This is a genomic window from Streptomyces cadmiisoli, assembly GCF_003261055.1.
Taxonomy (GTDB): Bacteria; Actinomycetota; Actinomycetes; order Streptomycetales; family Streptomycetaceae; genus Streptomyces; species Streptomyces cadmiisoli.
In genome coordinates, this window is record NZ_CP030073.1 from 9227729 (window position 1) to 9241983 (window position 14255).

Here is a 14255-nt window from a genome sequence, read left to right on the forward strand (position 1 = left end):
GTGACGTGGCGTCCAGCCCGGCGCCGGCGCTGCAAGACGGTGCCGCCCCTTCCGTCCTGGATGAGTACAGGCCCTGCCTCGACGACCGCTGGAACGAGGGCTGCACCAACGCCTGGAAGCTGTGCAAGGAGATCGTGCCACTCGGCTACAAGGGCAGCTACCAGCACGCGCGCTGGTGTCTATCTGTACGGCAAGCGCGCCTCACCGCGGCCGGTGACGGCCCGACCGCCCTCGCCCCGGTGGCCGTGACGGTTTGAGTCGGCCCCCACTCGGACGGTCTGAAGTGGCCCCACCCGGAGATCATTCGGGGCTGTGTGACGGCTTGAAGCGGCTCCAACTGTCGGCGCGAGGTCGCCCCACCGTCCGCGCCTGGTGGCATGACCGCGGCATGACTGCAGTGCTGCCGCGGACGATCCGGGCCGTCTACACCGACCGGCTCCTGCTGCTGGAGGAGGAAGCGGCACGGCTGGGCTTCAGCCAGCGGCTCCCGGTCGACTGGCTGCGGGAGCACGCCCAGGCCGCGGCGGTGCACTATCTGTTCCCGGCGATGGAGCATCGGCTCAGTCATCGGCCGGAAGTGTCACCGCAGTGGCGGTGCGAGCTGTTGCTCACGGTCCGGACCGGCGAGGAGGTGTTGAGCCTGCTCGATGTCCCGCCCGCCGTCTTCCAGGGGCTGCCGGAGACACTGAGCTGCAACTTGCGGGGCCAGATCGGCTGTTGGGCTGACCACGAGGTGAAGCCCTGGTAGATGGGTTTTCGACCAAGAGAACCGTCTCCACCCGAGGCTCCGCATGCTTGTCTACCCGTCCGGCGTCGACGTGTCCAGCTCCGCCTTGCGCTCCCTGTCCGCCCGCCCTCGGCAGCACCGACGTGTGATCGGCTCCCGCTGGCGACTGCTGAGCGCCGGTCGCCAGGCCCTGCTAACCCTCGCCCACCTCCGCATGGGACACACATATGCCCAGCGCGCAGCCGGATTCGGTTTCGGCACCACGACCGCCTACCGATATGCGACCGAAGCCGTCGAGCTCTTGGCCGGCTTCGCACCCACCCTGGCCGACGCGACACGGACTGCCGCGACGAAGGGCATTCGTGATCCCCGACGGCACCCTCCTGCCCATCGACCGCATCGCCGCGGACCGGCCCTTCTACTCCGGGAAACACAAGAAGCACGGGATGAACGTGCAGATACTCACCGATCCCATCGGCCGACTGCTGTGGGCCTCACCGGCCCTCCCCGGCACCATCCACGACGTCCGCGCGGCTCGCGAACACGGCGTCGTCGACGCCCTCGCCACAACCGGCATCAAGTGCTGGGCGGACAAGGCGTACCGGGGTGCCGACGGAACTGTCCGCACTCCCTACTGGGGCCGCTGGGGGACCCTGTCCACCGGTCAGAAGGCCGTCAACCGGTCCCACGCGAAGATCCGCGCACTCGTCGAGCAGGCCATGGCCACCCTCAAAGCCTGGAGGCTCCTGCGTAAACTCCGGTGCTCGACCACCCGCATCACCGCACTCGTCCAAGCCATCCCCGCCCTACATCTGGCCAGTTCAAAGTGAGGTGAGAAAAAGCTCAGTGTGTCGAGGTGGCCCGGAGCGACGCCTGCCCCACCGTTCCTGTCCGCGACAGCAAGAACCCCACCGACCCGGCCGTGGACATCGGTGCGGACGCCTGGACACCCATTGTGAATAGCCTTCGCCAGCCCCCTCCCAGTGGTAGAGGTGCGTCGAACCTGGTCACGGGGCCTCGTAATTGGTCACGGCCAGCGCCTTGTCCACCCGAGCGGCGGCCAAGTCATCGTGGCGGATCACAAAACTCGTGCAGTACTCCTCGTAGACCCGGGCTTCACTGACGAGCGATATCCATTCGCTCGTCAGCCGGTGCTTTTCCTTCTCCAGGTGGGAATACCATTTCGCGATCGGGATGGCTGGGATCTTGCCTTCCTTCTCGCGTCCCGCGAGGGTCTGCTCCGCAATGCTGTTGATCACCTCTTCATCGGCATACCCGCCGATGGCAACGCCGGCGCCAGACGGCCAGAGGTCGTGGGCCAGAGCACGAAGTTCGTCCAGGTGCGGCAGGTCACGCTCCATGTGCCGAACCAACTGCTGCTGGAAGGGCGACATGTCCTCCCAGTCGAGATCCTCCCAGAACTCGTGCCAGTCCCCGTCCTCGTCACCCTCCTGGAGCCAAAGGGGCAGTTCGGCTCTGAGCTCGGCGCTGACGTCGAACTGCTCGCGGACACACTCGGAGCCGGGGGCTTCCGCGACCGCGGTTTCGGTGCCGTCCGGTACATACACGACTCGCGCGTACCTCCCGGAACCATCCTCATGGTCCATCTCCTGGTTCACGAAGAAGAGCAGCGTCCCGTCCGCCAGCAGGTCGAAGCCGTCGACTCTCGGCAGCGCCCCACAATCGACGGAAAGGAGCAACGGCAACGGAATGTCCCCGGCGGACGGCCACTTCATGCCCACCGGCAGCCGGGGCAACCCACCGAACTGCCCGACCGGAGAACCACCGCCCACGGACAATCCGATCGACAAACGAAGGTGCTGGCTGAATCTGCTGATCTCGTCGCCCGGGATGCCCAAGTCAAGCGCTGCCCGACGAAACTCTCCCTGATGATCCATGCCCGAGAAGATAAACCCTTACCAACCCGGCTGGGTCATCCGGGTGTTGGTGGGCATGAGCTGTACGTGGTGGAGCGAGCGGTCGGTCACCTTGGATCATCCCAGCGGATCCGCCTCCAGGAAGCCGCGCAGCTCCAAGGCGAGGTTGCACATGTCCTCTCCGGGAGCGTGATCAGTCCCAACTTCGAAGTGCCCCTCGTCGCCGGGGAATGGATGGTGCACCCCCCCGGCAGTCGGACATGAGATCCCACATGCTTGGCTGAGACCGTCAGATCTCGTTCCAAGGAACACCAGGCTCGGGCACCGTTCACCCACGAAAATCTCCCGCCGGCTCTGCCGAAAACACATAGAGTCCATCACCGCCCCATCGTCAACGGGAGTGAGGTTGGCAAAGGCTCACTGGACGCGACGACAGAGGCGGACATCGCGGCGCGCATGAAGCGGGCTCCCGCGGTGCGGGAATGGGCCGAGCGGGAGGCGTGAGCCCCAGCGTGGGCCGCGGGGTCAGGTGACGGCCTTGAGCTGTTGCCGGGCCTTGGTGTGAGCGAGGCGGCAGGACTGGGTGCCGTTCTCGATGATCGCCCCGTTGAAGGTGAGGCGGTCAACACCCCAAACGCGCCGCCGGGTGGGGCCCCTTCCGACCGTCCGGGTGGGGCCGACGCAAACCGTCACAGCCACCCCGGACGGTCGCCGGATGGATCCTCCGCCGCCCGGAAACCCTCACTGAGCCCGAACAGCTCCAGCTCAAGACTGTCCGCGCCCACTGCCCCGAAATCGACGCCCTCACCGGGCACGTCCGCTCCACTCCTTCGCGACCATGCTCACCGAGCGCCAGGGCGAGCGCCTGCCCGACTGGCTCGACGCCGCCGGGCAGGACGACCTGCCCAGCCTCCACGCCCTCGCCATCGGCATCACCCGGGACCTCGACGCCGTCATCGCCGGACTGACCCTGGCCTGGAACTCGGGTGCCGTCGAAGGGCACGCCAACCGGATCAAGATGCTCAAGCGCCAGATGTTCGGCCGGGCCGGCGTCAAGTTGCTGCGCAAGCGGGTACTCCACGCGTGCGCCGGCTGGCTGAGTTCTGGCTACTTCAGGAGCCGGAAACCGGGCTGTCGGGCCCACGCTCGGAGGAATTCCGCCGAGCCGTACGCGGCGGGCCACGGATCGGTCATCGTTGCGACGATGCCGGGAAGGCCGGCCACGACTGAAACCTGATCTTCTCGCAGTTCGGCGTTGGCGACACCACCGATGACATCCATGACAGCGGCGGTCAGCAGGACCGTGACGAGGTGGTCGACAGGACGGTTGCAGAACGCGACGACGTCGACCGGGTGGGTGGGGGTGAAGCCGATGAGGGATTCCTGGTCGACTTCGTCGGCGTGCTCGGCCTCGAAGACGGCCTCGTCACCGATCCCAGGCCCCATGAGAGAGACCAGAACAGGCCGACGTCCGTCTACGTCCCCGGCATCCGTGATCCCGAGGCTCTCCGCGTGAATGTTCAGGTCGTACTCGCCGACCCGCTTCTCCTCAAACCGTGCCGAGGCGCCAAGCAGGAACCCGCGCAGCCGCTGGATCGCCACGCGGGGAACGGCCTCCGCCAACTCGATCACCAACACCGGTCCGCTCACGGCCCGGAGCCTAACCAGCCGGGACTGTCACCCCCAACCTTCTACTCAGCGTGGCCGCTCACAGAAGCTGAGCCAGAGCCCGTTCTCGTCAACAAGGCCAGGTCCGGCCTGGCCCCGTTGTTGTGGTCCCACGTCCGGCCCAACGGCGAGGTGAACACTCGACATGACCAGCAGACTCCCGCTCAGCACGACCTGACCGGTGTCCGGCTGGGGATCTCTTACCTGCGCCTGTGACCGGGCAGGGGTATCCCGATCGCCTCGGAACACGGCGCCGAGAGATCCTTGGGTGCCCGGTGCCCGGTGCCCGGTGCCCGGTGCCCGGTGCCCGGTGCCCGGTGCCCGGTGCCCGCGCCGATCCGCCGTCGAGGGTTCAGTGCTTGGTCTCGTACCTGGTCAGGATCACGCCGTGGGGAAACGTCCGGGTCTCGACCAGGGTGAGGTTCACCCGGTTGTCCAGGGCTGTGAAGAACGGCGTGCCGCCGCCGACCAGGACGGGGTGGGTGACGAGCGTGTACTCGTCGATCAGCCCGGCTCGCATGGCGGCTGCGGCGAGTGTGGCGCCGCCGATGTCCATGGGGCCGCCGTCGTCGGCCTTGAGCCTGGTGATCTCGGTGACCGCGTCGCCGGTGACCAGACGGGTGTTCCAGTTGACTGTGCTGGTCGTGGTGGAGAACACCACCTTCGGCATGTCCCGCCAGCGGCCGGCGTACTCGATCGCCGCCGGTGTGGCACCCGGCTGCTGGTCGGCGGTCGGCCAGTGGGAGCTCATGGTCTTCCACAGCTTGCGCCCGTACAGCGCCAGGCCCGTCGCGTCGACCCGGTCGGACCACCACTGGAACAGCTCGTCGCTCGGCACGCTCCAGCCGAGGTCGTCGCCGGGCGCGGCGATGTAGCCGTCCAGGCTCAGGTTCATGGCGAAGACCAGTTTCCGCATGCGTCAGCCTCCCGTGCGTCGGTATTCGGCGTACAGACCAGGACGGCACGGAAGAATCATCGGCCAGGCCACACCGAGGGCCGGTTGACCACCACGCCAAGCGGATGCTGCGTACAAAACGGAACCCCCTACGTACACCTATCGGTGAGACCGGTCGACCGGCGTGACCTTGACCTGCGGAGTTGCAGTGGACCCGTACGGTGAAAATCCCGATTGCCGGGGGCTGAACGTACCCTCCGGCGATGCCCGGGACCCTGTTCGGCTACGCCCGCTGCTCCACCGGCGAACAAGACCTTCAGCGAGTGGGGCCAGGTCTTCGGCGACGGGGTTCTCGCCACCGCCATCCTCGACCGCCTCCTGCCCGTTGAGATGGAGACGCCCTCCTCCTGGACTCGCGGAGCAACGACGGCCCAGGAAGCCACACCGTCATCTCCCACCGGCAGTGCCTGACCGAGCGAATCCGCCAGGCCCCGCCTCACCGAACTCTTCGACAACCTTGCCGCCCGCATCGCCGAAGCGGAACGCGACGGCTGGCCCGGCGACGTTGAAGGCATCAACGTCAGCCTCGCCGGCGCCGAAGCCAACCTCGCCCAGATAGACGACCGCACCGTCCACCTCGGCACTCAGCCGGTTCGCCGGCCGAACGACTACCACGATCGGGACACCGGCATCAGCCAAGCGGCGGGGTGACCGACCGGTCAGGCCCGTCTGGCCTGACCGGTCGCCGCCGGGCGGCACAGGGGAAAGCCAGTGGCAGACAGCGTGACCACCAGGCGATAGTCGCTGCATGCATCGAGCGGACGAGCCCATGGACAGCCCCGCGCTGAACACAGAGGAGTACGACGCAGTGCAGGCTGCCGTCACCGCGGTCGCACCCACGTGGGCAGGCGGACAACGGGTCACCCTCAACGCGCTGTTCGACCGTTGGAAGGGCATCACCGGCGAGGTGGAGGAGGGCTACTCGTGGTGCGCTCCCGAGCTCAGCAACGACATCTGGTGCCGCGGCGTCCTGGCGAAGATCTGGCCGATGCTCCCAGCACGCGTCCAGGAGATCAGACGGCCGGAGCTCGACGGCATCGACGAGCGGTATCGCCGCGCCACGATTCCGTGGCCCGGGCATGCTGAGGACGACGCCGAATGGTGGATCTGGCGGGTTCCCCGGCGTCTGGAGGTCGAGGCGTCCGAGCAACGTGGAGAAGGCTGGCCGCCGGGCTGGGAAATGATGCCGTTCCCCAGGCCGGATTCCGTGGAGGTCATCTCTTGAGATTGACCCAGCCTGTCCAGAACCCCGCCGACTTGAGTAGGTCGGAGAATTCCGGGTGTTGCGGGAGGCGTTCGTAGTCGCGGACGTCCGGGCGGGGTCTCATGATCCAGCCGAGGGCGCGCTCAACTTTCCGACGATGGGGCAGGTCCGTAAAGCCTTTCGCGGCGTGAGGACGCGAGACCGTCCTGAGGGCCACGGCGACGGCTCGAGTGCGGGCGTGGTCTGACATCCGTAGGGATGCGGAGTCCGTCATCCACAAGGTCGCGTCACCCCGGACACGGGCACGCTGTTCGTCCGGTCGCTCATGTGTCAGCGGTACTCGCTATCGTCCGAGCCATGACCTCAAGTGATCATCTGCTTGGCCTGATCCGGAACACCCCAGAGATCGATCTTCTGCTGCGGTCATCCTTCGGCTTCGACATCCATCGCAAGCACCATGGCCAGGGCTTGCAGCTTGCCTCGGGTGCGCCGATGGAGGTGATCGCCGGGGAGTTCGCCGGTGGGGCGTACTTCCTGTGTGCCGAGCACAACGGCCGTCGCCCGGTGGTGTTCGCCGGCTCTGAAGGGGAGGGCGGGCTGCTCGCCGATGACCTGGCGGACGCACTGGAGATCATCATCGGGCTGGAGTGGCACGACTGCCTCTCATTCTCAGGTGGTGGCGATGTGGAGGTCATGCAGATCTCCGCTCAACACCTTGAACGGTCCCGTGACAAGTACAGCCCGAACATCGGCAGCGAAGCTGCCCAGGTTGCTGCAGCCCTGTCGCTGCGTATCGTGCCTGTCAGTGACCTCGTCATCCGGTTGCAAGCAGCCGCCGCGAAGACCGAACCGGACTACATCGTGACCGACGAGGACGGGCAGGTGTTCGACCCACTGTTCGGCGAGCACCTGGAGCCTCGCCACGGTGGTTGGGGCTGAACCCGGCCAGCCGCTGCCGCCGGCCGGATCGACGCCGACACCTCGGCCGATGTCTGACAACGCGTTGGGTAGAATCTCCGGCGTATCTGCCGACTTTGTTCCCGACGATTTGTGGGAGCGCATAGCTCGCTGGTGTCTGGCCCGCCCGCACCAGGTCCTTCTCGAGGAGCTGGACCAAGTGAACGGCGCCGAGCGCTGTCGGGATCAGCGAGTCTCCAGCGGGTCGGCCTGCCCGAGCAGTTCCGCGAGCGGAGTGCCTGTCCGAGTGGCGACCCTGGCGCGGGCTGGTCCCATCGGTCGATCATCGCGTTGAGCTCGGCGAGGGTCGCGACCTCGGGCACCGGGACAAGGTGGTTGCGGCGGAAACCAGCCGATCTGCCCCTCGTCCCGCCCTTCTTGTGGGCGCCACAGATTGCGGGCTGGCAGTAGAGCGCTTCCAGGCCGATCTTCCGTGGGTTCGCGAATTCTGAAGGGTGGCCGCGACGAACCCACGGGGTCAGGAGCGCAGTTTGCCGGAACGAAGACGGTGGTTCAGAGCTTGCAGGTTGCGGCGAGACCCAAAGAGGTCAGTCGAGAGCCGTGGAAGCCTGCCGTCGGGAGAGGGACAGCCTGCGTCGCTCTCGGTCGATCTCTGTGACGACGACCGTGATCTCGTCGCCGACTTGAACGACCGCCCGCTTCTGGAGCCTCGACAGGCGTCCACGCGAGCTCTTGACGATGGACCAGTCCCTCGATGTCGTTGGTGACCTGCACAAACACTCCGAACGGGACCAGCTTGGTAACTCGTCCCTGCAGCGCCTGCCCCACCGTGGTGGTCTCGGCGAAGGTCTGGAATGGGTCGGGCTGCGTCGCTCGCAGGGACAGCCTGGCCTCTCCGTTCGTTGTGTCGAACTGGAGGAACTCGCACCTAACGCGCCGGCCCACCTGAACGACGTCCGAAGCTGTCTCGAAGTGTCGCCAGGACAGCTCGGGGATCGTGATGAACCCGACGCCGGGGAAGACCGGATGGTCTGGGCCGTCGTCCAGCGCTACGAACACTCCGAACCGTTCGATCGACCCGATCTGGCCCGACAGTATTTCTCCGGTGCGGAGGGTCTTCAGGAATGCCCAGAGCTCGGGGTTCTCCGTGGCGGCCGTGGACATCCAGGCTCGACCTTGCTCCAGGTCGATGGCAGTCACCTCGGCGGTGATCCGGTCGCCGACCTCCACCGCCGCTGCCGAGAACCGGACCCAGGACAGATCCAGCGACCCCACGAACCCCAGCGGACGTACGGCGAAACCGTCCAGGATCACCGACACACCTCGTGGGGTTACCGCTGCCACGATCCCGCTGCAGACATCACCGACCTGGATCGCAGCCAGAAACTTCCGGGAAAGCTCATCGTCCGACGCCCCGCCCATCCGCTCAGCCTCTCACGGGAAACCGTCTGTCTAGGTCCTGTCCGGCCGATCTTGGACTGTGGGAGGATGCCGTCCGTGACTTGCATCCGAAGGGGCCGTGCCGCGTAAAACACCATCTTCACTTCGGCCGCAGGAACGTGGCCGGGGAAGACCCTGGGTGCGGTATCGCGATGTCCCAGGTCTGTCGGGAGCGGCGAATGCCGCCGTCCGTGTGCTCGAACGGGAGCGATTGTCTCCGGGCATTGTGTCAGTGGCGCTGAGCGTGTGGTCCGTGCACGTCCACGGCACCCAGCGCCGGTGGAGGCGATGGGAGGCTGAGTTCACCTGCCCGTGCTGCGGAGAGGGCTGGGCCCGGGACAAGCTGCAAGAGGCTCTGTTCATGCTGCCTCCAAGGGCAGCCGCTGAACTCCGGGTGCAGGTCGAGCGCCTGGACGTGGTGCTCCTCGGGCGAACGCATCAGGAGCCCATGGCGGATCCAAAGTTGGCGTGGTGGCATCGCAGGTGCTGACCTTGCCCATGCCGTCCACTGATTTGTTGGCCGTTGTATGACTGGTCGGGGGGATCTGACAGAGGCGGAGTGGCGGCGTCTGGGAGCCGCTCCTGCCTATCGGCAACAATCGCTGCGGGCTGGCGCGATCATCGTCAGGTGGTCAACGGAATCCTGCACCGGGTGCGGACGGGGGTGCAGTGGCGTGACCTGCCTTAACGCTACGGGCCGTGGAAGACCGTCTATGAGCGTCACCGGCGCTGGTCGGCCGACGGAACCTGGGAGCGGCTGCTCCAGCAGGCGCTCCCAGGCCGATCCCACCTCGATCCGCGCCCACCAGCATGCGGCCAGCGCCCGGAAGGCCCCGCCACCCGTCGCGACAAAAGGGGCGGCGGCTATGGCACATCAGAGCGGAAGACCGTGGGTGGGACTGTCCGCTCGCCTGGTGGAGGTGGTGCGGGAGGTGAGGCACTCGGTCGCTCCAGAGGAGGCTTGACCACCAAGATCCACCTGAGTGCCGACGGTCGTTGCCACGTACTGGCACTGTGGCTGACGGCAGGCCAGCGGGCGGACTGCACGCAGTTCGGGCCGGTCATGGAGCGCATTCGGGTGCCTCGCCTCGGGCCGGGACGCCCGCGTACCACACCAGAGGGCGTCAGCGTCGATAAGGCCTACAGCAACCGCCGGACCTGCCGCTACCTGCGGCGACGAGGCATCCGCCACGTCATCCCCGAGAAGAGCGGCCAGGCTGTGAACCGCATACGCCGGGGCCGGTCAGGGGGTCGCCCGCCCGGCTTCGACAAGGAGCGATACAAGAATCGCAACACCGTGGAACAGGCGATCAACAAGCTCAAGAACTACCGAGCCGTGTTCACGAGATACGACAAGCGCGCATACGTCTACCCGAGTTCTTTCACCGTCGCAGCTACCATAATCTGGCTCCGGACATGACCGGCCGGACAGAACCTGATACGCGGGTCTCGACGTAATGTCACGGGTCGTGCTGTTCAGCTCGAAGGCTCGTAGTCAGTGGCCGCGGGGATACTGGCGTCGTGAAGACGTCTTCCTCCACCACAGCCAGCTCAGCCGAGACTTCCCCCGTCTGGGTTGAGTCGATGGGTGGCCCGCTGATAGCAGTGCCGGTTTCCGCATTGGCTTGGTGGCGTGGTTGCACACAGTCGGGGATGGTCGTCGGCGACGGGGACGTTCGGGACGACTATGACCGCGCCTGCGAGGTAGAGAGCCTCGCCGGGGTGATTGCCGTCGGCGAGGAGGGCGCCCAAGGACTTGTCTTGGCGGACGAGCCCGCCAGCAGCTGCTATCTGCCGGAACACCAAGCGTTCGTTCGCTGGCTGGGCGCCAACTGCGAGGTCGATCTCATCGCCGCGGCCAATACGGTGCTTGCTGACCCCAACACCGCGTGGGAGGAGCGCGGTGTCTGGGAGACGGATGGCCCGGCGGTGCTCATGGACTCCGTGACAGCCGGGGCCGAGCTGGGTGTCGCGTACCCGGCCGGCGGTGGCCTGCCTGAACAAGCGCCCGTCCCGATTCGGCCCGGCCGCTGGGCAGTCCGCGCCGTCTATGCCTCGCCGATCGAGGAGACCTCGGTTGGGGTGATCCACCTTCTGCCTTGGTCGTCACACTGACCGAGCCGCATCGGGGAGGAGTTCAGGACGCTTCTCCGTCCAATCGGCTGAGCAGTCCATCGAAGATCTGCTCGCGTGCGACCTGCCCCTTGGCTGCTGCATCGTCTCGCAGGCGTTCGAGAGCGGGACGGAACTCGATCGTGGTGACTAACATGCACGACTCGCAGATCGACTCGAAGTGGAAGGTCGACCGCTGTGAAGCGGTCGCGTTCCATCGGGTGCCGCTTGCCGGACTCGTCGTCGTGCTCCCGGCAGGCCTGGCATCGGGCGAACCACCTGCACGGCAGGAGGTACAGGGGGCGGCCGTGCATCTCGGTGATGCTGCCGTGGTAGGTGACGCGACTCCTGATGAGCAGCCGGGGCGCGGGTGAGGTCTCAGGCATGAGCGGCCTGCCAGGCCTTCGCGTTCTGCTGGCGGGTCAGTTCGTCGCAGTACGCGACATCGCGCGCGGCTTCGGCGTCCAGGGCGGCCACGACCCGGACACTGCCCCACATCCGGTCCGCGCGTCGCCGGGCTGTGCAGACCTGCTCCTGGCGCTCCGCCTCATCCGGCGGCTTGCCGTACGAGGTGGATCCGCGCGTCGCTGGAGAAGGAGAAGATCAAGAGGTAGCGGCAGAAGTCCTCGGCCCGCGACGGGCGGGCCGGGCCGGCTGTGGTGCCGGCCAGCGTGACGCGGGCATGGGCCAGCAGCTCGGCCACTTCCTCGGCTGCCATCACACCGGTGTCACGCCGGTGCTGGTTGCGGCCGCAGGAGACGCGGGCCCTGTCGCGGACGCGCGCGAGCACCACCGGGGCGCAGATGCTGACGATCCGGCGGGCTTGGGCGTCACGCTGATCCGACTCGGCCTGGGCGGCACGCGCGGCGCCAGTGACCTCGTTCTGCGTCCAGCTCAGCGTGGTAGCGGCCCACGCCGTGCCGCAGTGCGCGACCGTCTTCGGCTGCGCCGTCCTCGTTCCCGTCGGCGCCCAGCGGCACCATCGCGATGGCGCTCCCGAGTCCGCGGCGGCCGCAACAGCCGCACACGGTCAGATCGTCGACGATGCCTTTGATCTTCCACTTCGGGATGGACATGAAAGGCCATCCGTGGGGGCGGTGGGCGGTGGCGCCGACTCGCTCGGTGTCAGCCGGCGCGGCATGAGCGCAGGAAGCCTCAGACGCGTTGCCGCGCGCGGCCCGCTCCGCAGCCGCGACGCGCTGCCACCACGCGGCAAGGGCAGTCCGGGGGCGCTCCGCGCTCCTTATGGCGGGGTGCGCGCCTCGCGCCCGGGCGGTGTGCCCTGGGCGGGGCTGCGGGGCTGCGGGGCTGCGGGGCGTCCGGGCGGGCACCCGCGGGGGTGGGGGAGTACGGGTGCCCGCCTGGTGTTGATCAGGTCAGACCGTGGTGAGGGCGAATGCTTTCTCCATCAGGTCGTTCGCCGTTCCGCTGATGACCCGCTCGGCGCGGGCTTCCGCTTTCTCGGCGGCGGTCTTGCCGCGGGTCGGGGCGACGTGGTTGGCGTACTCGGTGAGCGCGTTGTAACCGGCCCAACGCGTGCCCCGGATGCCGGCTTGCGTGTCGGCGTGCTCGAACAGGTTCGAGATCGCCCCCCACCGCTGGCGCTGATTGGTCCTGGCGCGTGCGTGGCCGCTGTCCTTGACCGGCCATAGCTCGTCCACCACCGACTTCAGCTCACTGAGCGTCATCTCGGCCTCGACCATGCGCTGTGCCGCCCGCTCGAACTCCTCGGCGTACCGGAACGTTAAACCGAGGGCGGAACGAGCCTGCGCGATACGGGCCTTGGCGCCGGCAGTGTGCCGCACCATGAACGAGGACCGGGCCCCCTGGATGGCCGCGCGCATGGTGTTCGCGCACACCACCCGGACCGGTGTCACCACGACGCGGAACGCCGAGCCGCCGTCGTGGCTGTTGAACGCTGCGATGTACAGGTCCACGTCGTCGTTCCCGCCGATCGTGAGACCCTGCGGCATCTTCATGGTCAGGAACACCTGACGGCCGCCCTTGAGCGATCCAGCGGTCTCGAAGTGCGCACCGGACTCGTCGGCCAGCAGATTGAGGAACTCCGCGTGCTCCTCGTTCTGCACGGGGTGGTAGTCGCTGCCGACCACGCCCAGAGTCTGCGTACGGCCGGTCCTCGGATGCGTGCGCGCGGTCGCGAAGTGCTGCGCGACCTCCACCGGCGTGGTGCCGCCGGCCGTGATGTCGGTCGCGGTCAGGGGCAGCAGACGCACGTTCCATCCGGACAGAGACGCGATGCGCATGGCCTCCTCGGCGGTCATGGCGCCGTCGGTGACGGTGCCGAGCTGGTGCCAGGCACTCGTGTTGGCGGATGCGAAAGCGGCGGTGCCGTCCGTGAACTGCTCGATCTCGTGAGCCACTTTGGGCTTCCTTTCGGGTGACGAACTTTCGGCGGTCCGGCAGGGGGCCAACCCTTCCAAACTAGTTCCATAATACCTATTGGTGGGAGTGGAGCAACCCCCCCGAAGCCTCCGACCCACCCCACCCCAAGTGAAGAACTGCCAGCCACCGCCCAGCACTTCAGGCTCCCTGTAAGCCTCGCACATCACCCAGACCCCACTCTCGGCCAGGCAGCCGCAGCCAGGCAGACGCGAGAACTCCTCGACGCACAAGGGATCCCGCCCGCGGACGCACAACATGCGCCCGCCGCCGAACACATGACCGTCACTCACGCCGACGCCCGCTCCCAACGCTGAGTCAGCGCCGTGATGCTCCACCTGTGGACGCGTTCGGCGATTCCGGCCAGGAATCACCTTCAACATGTCCATTAGGCCGCATAAGTCTGCTACACCAACTCCTACACAAACTCCGACACCGACTCCTACACCTTCTCCGACAACATCTCCGACAACATCTCCGACACAAGCATCTCCCCAACCACCCGCATATCCCCAGATCAACCAAAGTCTCCGCGCATGGTCGGGGCACCGACATCCCCCTCTGCACACCCCCGGCACCCCGCCCCAGACAGGAAGAAAGAAGGACAAGGGCGGGCGGGCTGAGCGGACGCACCTCGGGGGACCAGTGTGAGGTTCGGGGAGGGTGTCACTGGGGTGTTCGGGTTTTCTCGTCAGTGGTGCTGGCTTGTTTTTGTGCTGGCCGGTGGGTGTTTCGGCTGGTTGATCTTGGTGGTGGTGTTCCGGATTTGGTGGTGGTGTGTTCTCGGATCGGTTGGTGGGGTGTTCGTCGGATCTCCTTCGAGGCGGGCTCTATAGCGCATGAGGTTGTGAGTCGGAGGTGAAAGGGGGGTCTCTGTCATCCGTCCAGGTGATCGGCGGGGCTCTTGTCGGGGGTGTCGGCTTTAGCGTCTCATTCGTCGCGCCTGTCACGGGT

Annotated in this window: 15 protein-coding genes and 4 pseudogenes; 10 read left to right on the plus strand and 9 right to left on the minus strand. The window is 66.9% G+C overall.

All coding sequences use genetic code 11. The features are described from left to right. Positions 1 to 5: 5 nt before the first annotated feature. The 4 genes and pseudogenes from DN051_RS40610 (at position 6) to DN051_RS40625 (ending at position 1850) form a co-directional block, all read left to right on the plus strand. The gene (locus tag DN051_RS40610; RefSeq protein ID WP_112437518.1) at positions 6 to 257 is read left to right on the plus strand and encodes a hypothetical protein; all 252 of its coding nucleotides are present in this window, start codon (positions 6 to 8) and stop codon (positions 255 to 257) included. A 131-nt stretch (positions 258 to 388) separates the two neighbouring features. Then, positions 389 to 748 carry a hypothetical protein gene (locus DN051_RS40615; RefSeq protein ID WP_112437517.1) on the plus strand — a complete coding sequence of 120 codons (360 nt, stop codon included), beginning with the start codon at positions 389 to 391 and terminating at the stop codon, positions 746 to 748. A 43-nt stretch (positions 749 to 791) separates the two neighbouring features. After that, positions 792 to 1557 (plus strand): annotated as a pseudogene (locus DN051_RS40620) (transposase family protein). A 26-nt stretch (positions 1558 to 1583) separates the two neighbouring features. After that, positions 1584 to 1850, plus strand: a complete 267-nt coding sequence (locus tag DN051_RS40625) for a DUF397 domain-containing protein (protein ID WP_079000332.1) — start codon at positions 1584 to 1586, stop codon at positions 1848 to 1850. Here the strand turns inward: DN051_RS40625 and DN051_RS40630 are convergent. The 3 genes from DN051_RS40630 to DN051_RS40650 all read right to left on the minus strand — a co-directional run bounded on the left by DN051_RS40630 (position 1735) and on the right by DN051_RS40650 (position 5188). Continuing rightward, the gene (locus DN051_RS40630; RefSeq protein ID WP_053756749.1) at positions 1735 to 2625 is read right to left on the minus strand and encodes a DUF1963 domain-containing protein; all 891 of its coding nucleotides are present in this window, start codon (positions 2623 to 2625) and stop codon (positions 1735 to 1737) included. The genes DN051_RS40625 and DN051_RS40630 overlap by 116 nt on opposite strands. 1086 nt (positions 2626 to 3711) lie before the next feature. Beyond that, the gene (locus tag DN051_RS46155) at positions 3712 to 4254 is read right to left on the minus strand and encodes a DUF6368 family protein (RefSeq protein WP_162624722.1); all 543 of its coding nucleotides are present in this window, start codon (positions 4252 to 4254) and stop codon (positions 3712 to 3714) included. A gap of 370 nt (positions 4255 to 4624) precedes the next feature. Beyond that, complete coding sequence (locus DN051_RS40650; protein WP_112437515.1) at positions 4625 to 5188, minus strand: dihydrofolate reductase family protein; 564 nt, start codon at positions 5186 to 5188, stop codon at positions 4625 to 4627. Between the two features lie 282 nt (positions 5189 to 5470). On the opposite strand from DN051_RS40650, the pseudogene DN051_RS40655 reads away from it, so the two are divergent. After that, positions 5471 to 5548 (plus strand): annotated as a pseudogene (locus DN051_RS40655) (ATP-binding protein); the annotation flags it as partial. A gap of 66 nt (positions 5549 to 5614) precedes the next feature. Here the strand turns inward: DN051_RS40655 and DN051_RS45530 are convergent. Continuing rightward, the gene (locus tag DN051_RS45530; protein ID WP_162624721.1) at positions 5615 to 5866 is read right to left on the minus strand and encodes a hypothetical protein; all 252 of its coding nucleotides are present in this window, start codon (positions 5864 to 5866) and stop codon (positions 5615 to 5617) included. Positions 5867 to 5975: 109 nt separating this feature from the next. On the opposite strand from DN051_RS45530, the gene DN051_RS40660 reads away from it, so the two are divergent. Together DN051_RS40660 and DN051_RS40665 are read left to right on the plus strand one after the other, a co-directional pair. Then, the gene (locus DN051_RS40660; RefSeq protein ID WP_162624720.1) at positions 5976 to 6452 is read left to right on the plus strand and encodes a hypothetical protein; all 477 of its coding nucleotides are present in this window, start codon (positions 5976 to 5978) and stop codon (positions 6450 to 6452) included. A 336-nt stretch (positions 6453 to 6788) separates the two neighbouring features. Continuing rightward, a complete protein-coding gene (locus DN051_RS40665) occupies positions 6789 to 7370 on the plus strand; it encodes a hypothetical protein (RefSeq protein ID WP_112437513.1) in 582 nt (193 codons plus the stop codon). A gap of 566 nt (positions 7371 to 7936) precedes the next feature. Here the strand turns inward: DN051_RS40665 and DN051_RS47635 are convergent. Next, positions 7937 to 8125: a S1 RNA-binding domain-containing protein gene (locus tag DN051_RS47635; RefSeq protein ID WP_342781590.1), complete on the minus strand. Its 189-nt coding sequence runs from the start codon at positions 8123 to 8125 to the stop codon at positions 7937 to 7939. Then, positions 8112 to 8771, minus strand: a pseudogene (locus tag DN051_RS40675) (S1 RNA-binding domain-containing protein); the annotation flags it as partial. The gene DN051_RS47635 and the pseudogene DN051_RS40675, both read right to left, overlap by 14 nt. Positions 8772 to 9316: 545 nt before the next feature. Here DN051_RS40675 and DN051_RS40685 point away from each other — a divergent pair. The 3 genes and pseudogenes from DN051_RS40685 to DN051_RS45535 all read left to right on the plus strand — a co-directional run bounded on the left by DN051_RS40685 (position 9317) and on the right by DN051_RS45535 (position 11275). After that, a pseudogene (locus DN051_RS40685) lies at positions 9317 to 10209 on the plus strand (IS5 family transposase). A 164-nt stretch (positions 10210 to 10373) separates the two neighbouring features. Beyond that, positions 10374 to 10904, plus strand: a complete 531-nt coding sequence (locus DN051_RS40690) for an Imm21 family immunity protein (RefSeq protein ID WP_112437511.1) — start codon at positions 10374 to 10376, stop codon at positions 10902 to 10904. 152 nt (positions 10905 to 11056) lie between these two features. After that, positions 11057 to 11275, plus strand: coding sequence for a hypothetical protein (locus tag DN051_RS45535; protein ID WP_162624719.1), 219 nt, complete (start codon positions 11057 to 11059; stop codon positions 11273 to 11275). A gap of 173 nt (positions 11276 to 11448) precedes the next feature. Here the strand turns inward: DN051_RS45535 and DN051_RS46950 are convergent, their stop codons facing one another. The 3 genes from DN051_RS46950 to DN051_RS40700 all read right to left on the minus strand — a co-directional run bounded on the left by DN051_RS46950 (position 11449) and on the right by DN051_RS40700 (position 13282). Further along, a complete protein-coding gene (locus DN051_RS46950) occupies positions 11449 to 11694 on the minus strand; it encodes a hypothetical protein (RefSeq protein ID WP_246040808.1) in 246 nt (81 codons plus the stop codon). Positions 11695 to 11731: 37 nt separating this feature from the next. Then, positions 11732 to 11977, minus strand: coding sequence for a hypothetical protein (locus DN051_RS46955; protein ID WP_246040810.1), 246 nt, complete (start codon positions 11975 to 11977; stop codon positions 11732 to 11734). A 300-nt stretch (positions 11978 to 12277) separates the two neighbouring features. After that, positions 12278 to 13282 (minus strand): DUF932 domain-containing protein, encoded by a 1005-nt coding sequence (locus DN051_RS40700; protein WP_112437510.1) that lies wholly within the window; start codon positions 13280 to 13282, stop codon positions 12278 to 12280. Positions 13283 to 14255 lie beyond the last annotated feature (973 nt).

Coding starts and splice junctions, on each gene's coding strand:
- DN051_RS40630 (WP_053756749.1), bottom strand. CDS start 2,625: ATGGATCATCAGGGAGAGTTTCGTCGGGCAGCGCTTGACTTGGGCATC.
- DN051_RS40615 (WP_112437517.1), top strand. CDS start 389: ATGACTGCAGTGCTGCCGCGGACGATCCGGGCCGTCTACACCGACCGG.
- DN051_RS40665 (WP_112437513.1), top strand. CDS start 6,789: ATGACCTCAAGTGATCATCTGCTTGGCCTGATCCGGAACACCCCAGAG.
- DN051_RS40690 (WP_112437511.1), top strand. CDS start 10,374: ATGGGTGGCCCGCTGATAGCAGTGCCGGTTTCCGCATTGGCTTGGTGG.
- DN051_RS45535 (WP_162624719.1), top strand. CDS start 11,057: ATGCACGACTCGCAGATCGACTCGAAGTGGAAGGTCGACCGCTGTGAA.
- DN051_RS40650 (WP_112437515.1), bottom strand. CDS start 5,188: ATGCGGAAACTGGTCTTCGCCATGAACCTGAGCCTGGACGGCTACATC.
- DN051_RS40660 (WP_162624720.1), top strand. CDS start 5,976: ATGCATCGAGCGGACGAGCCCATGGACAGCCCCGCGCTGAACACAGAG.
- DN051_RS46955 (WP_246040810.1), bottom strand. CDS start 11,977: ATGTCCATCCCGAAGTGGAAGATCAAAGGCATCGTCGACGATCTGACC.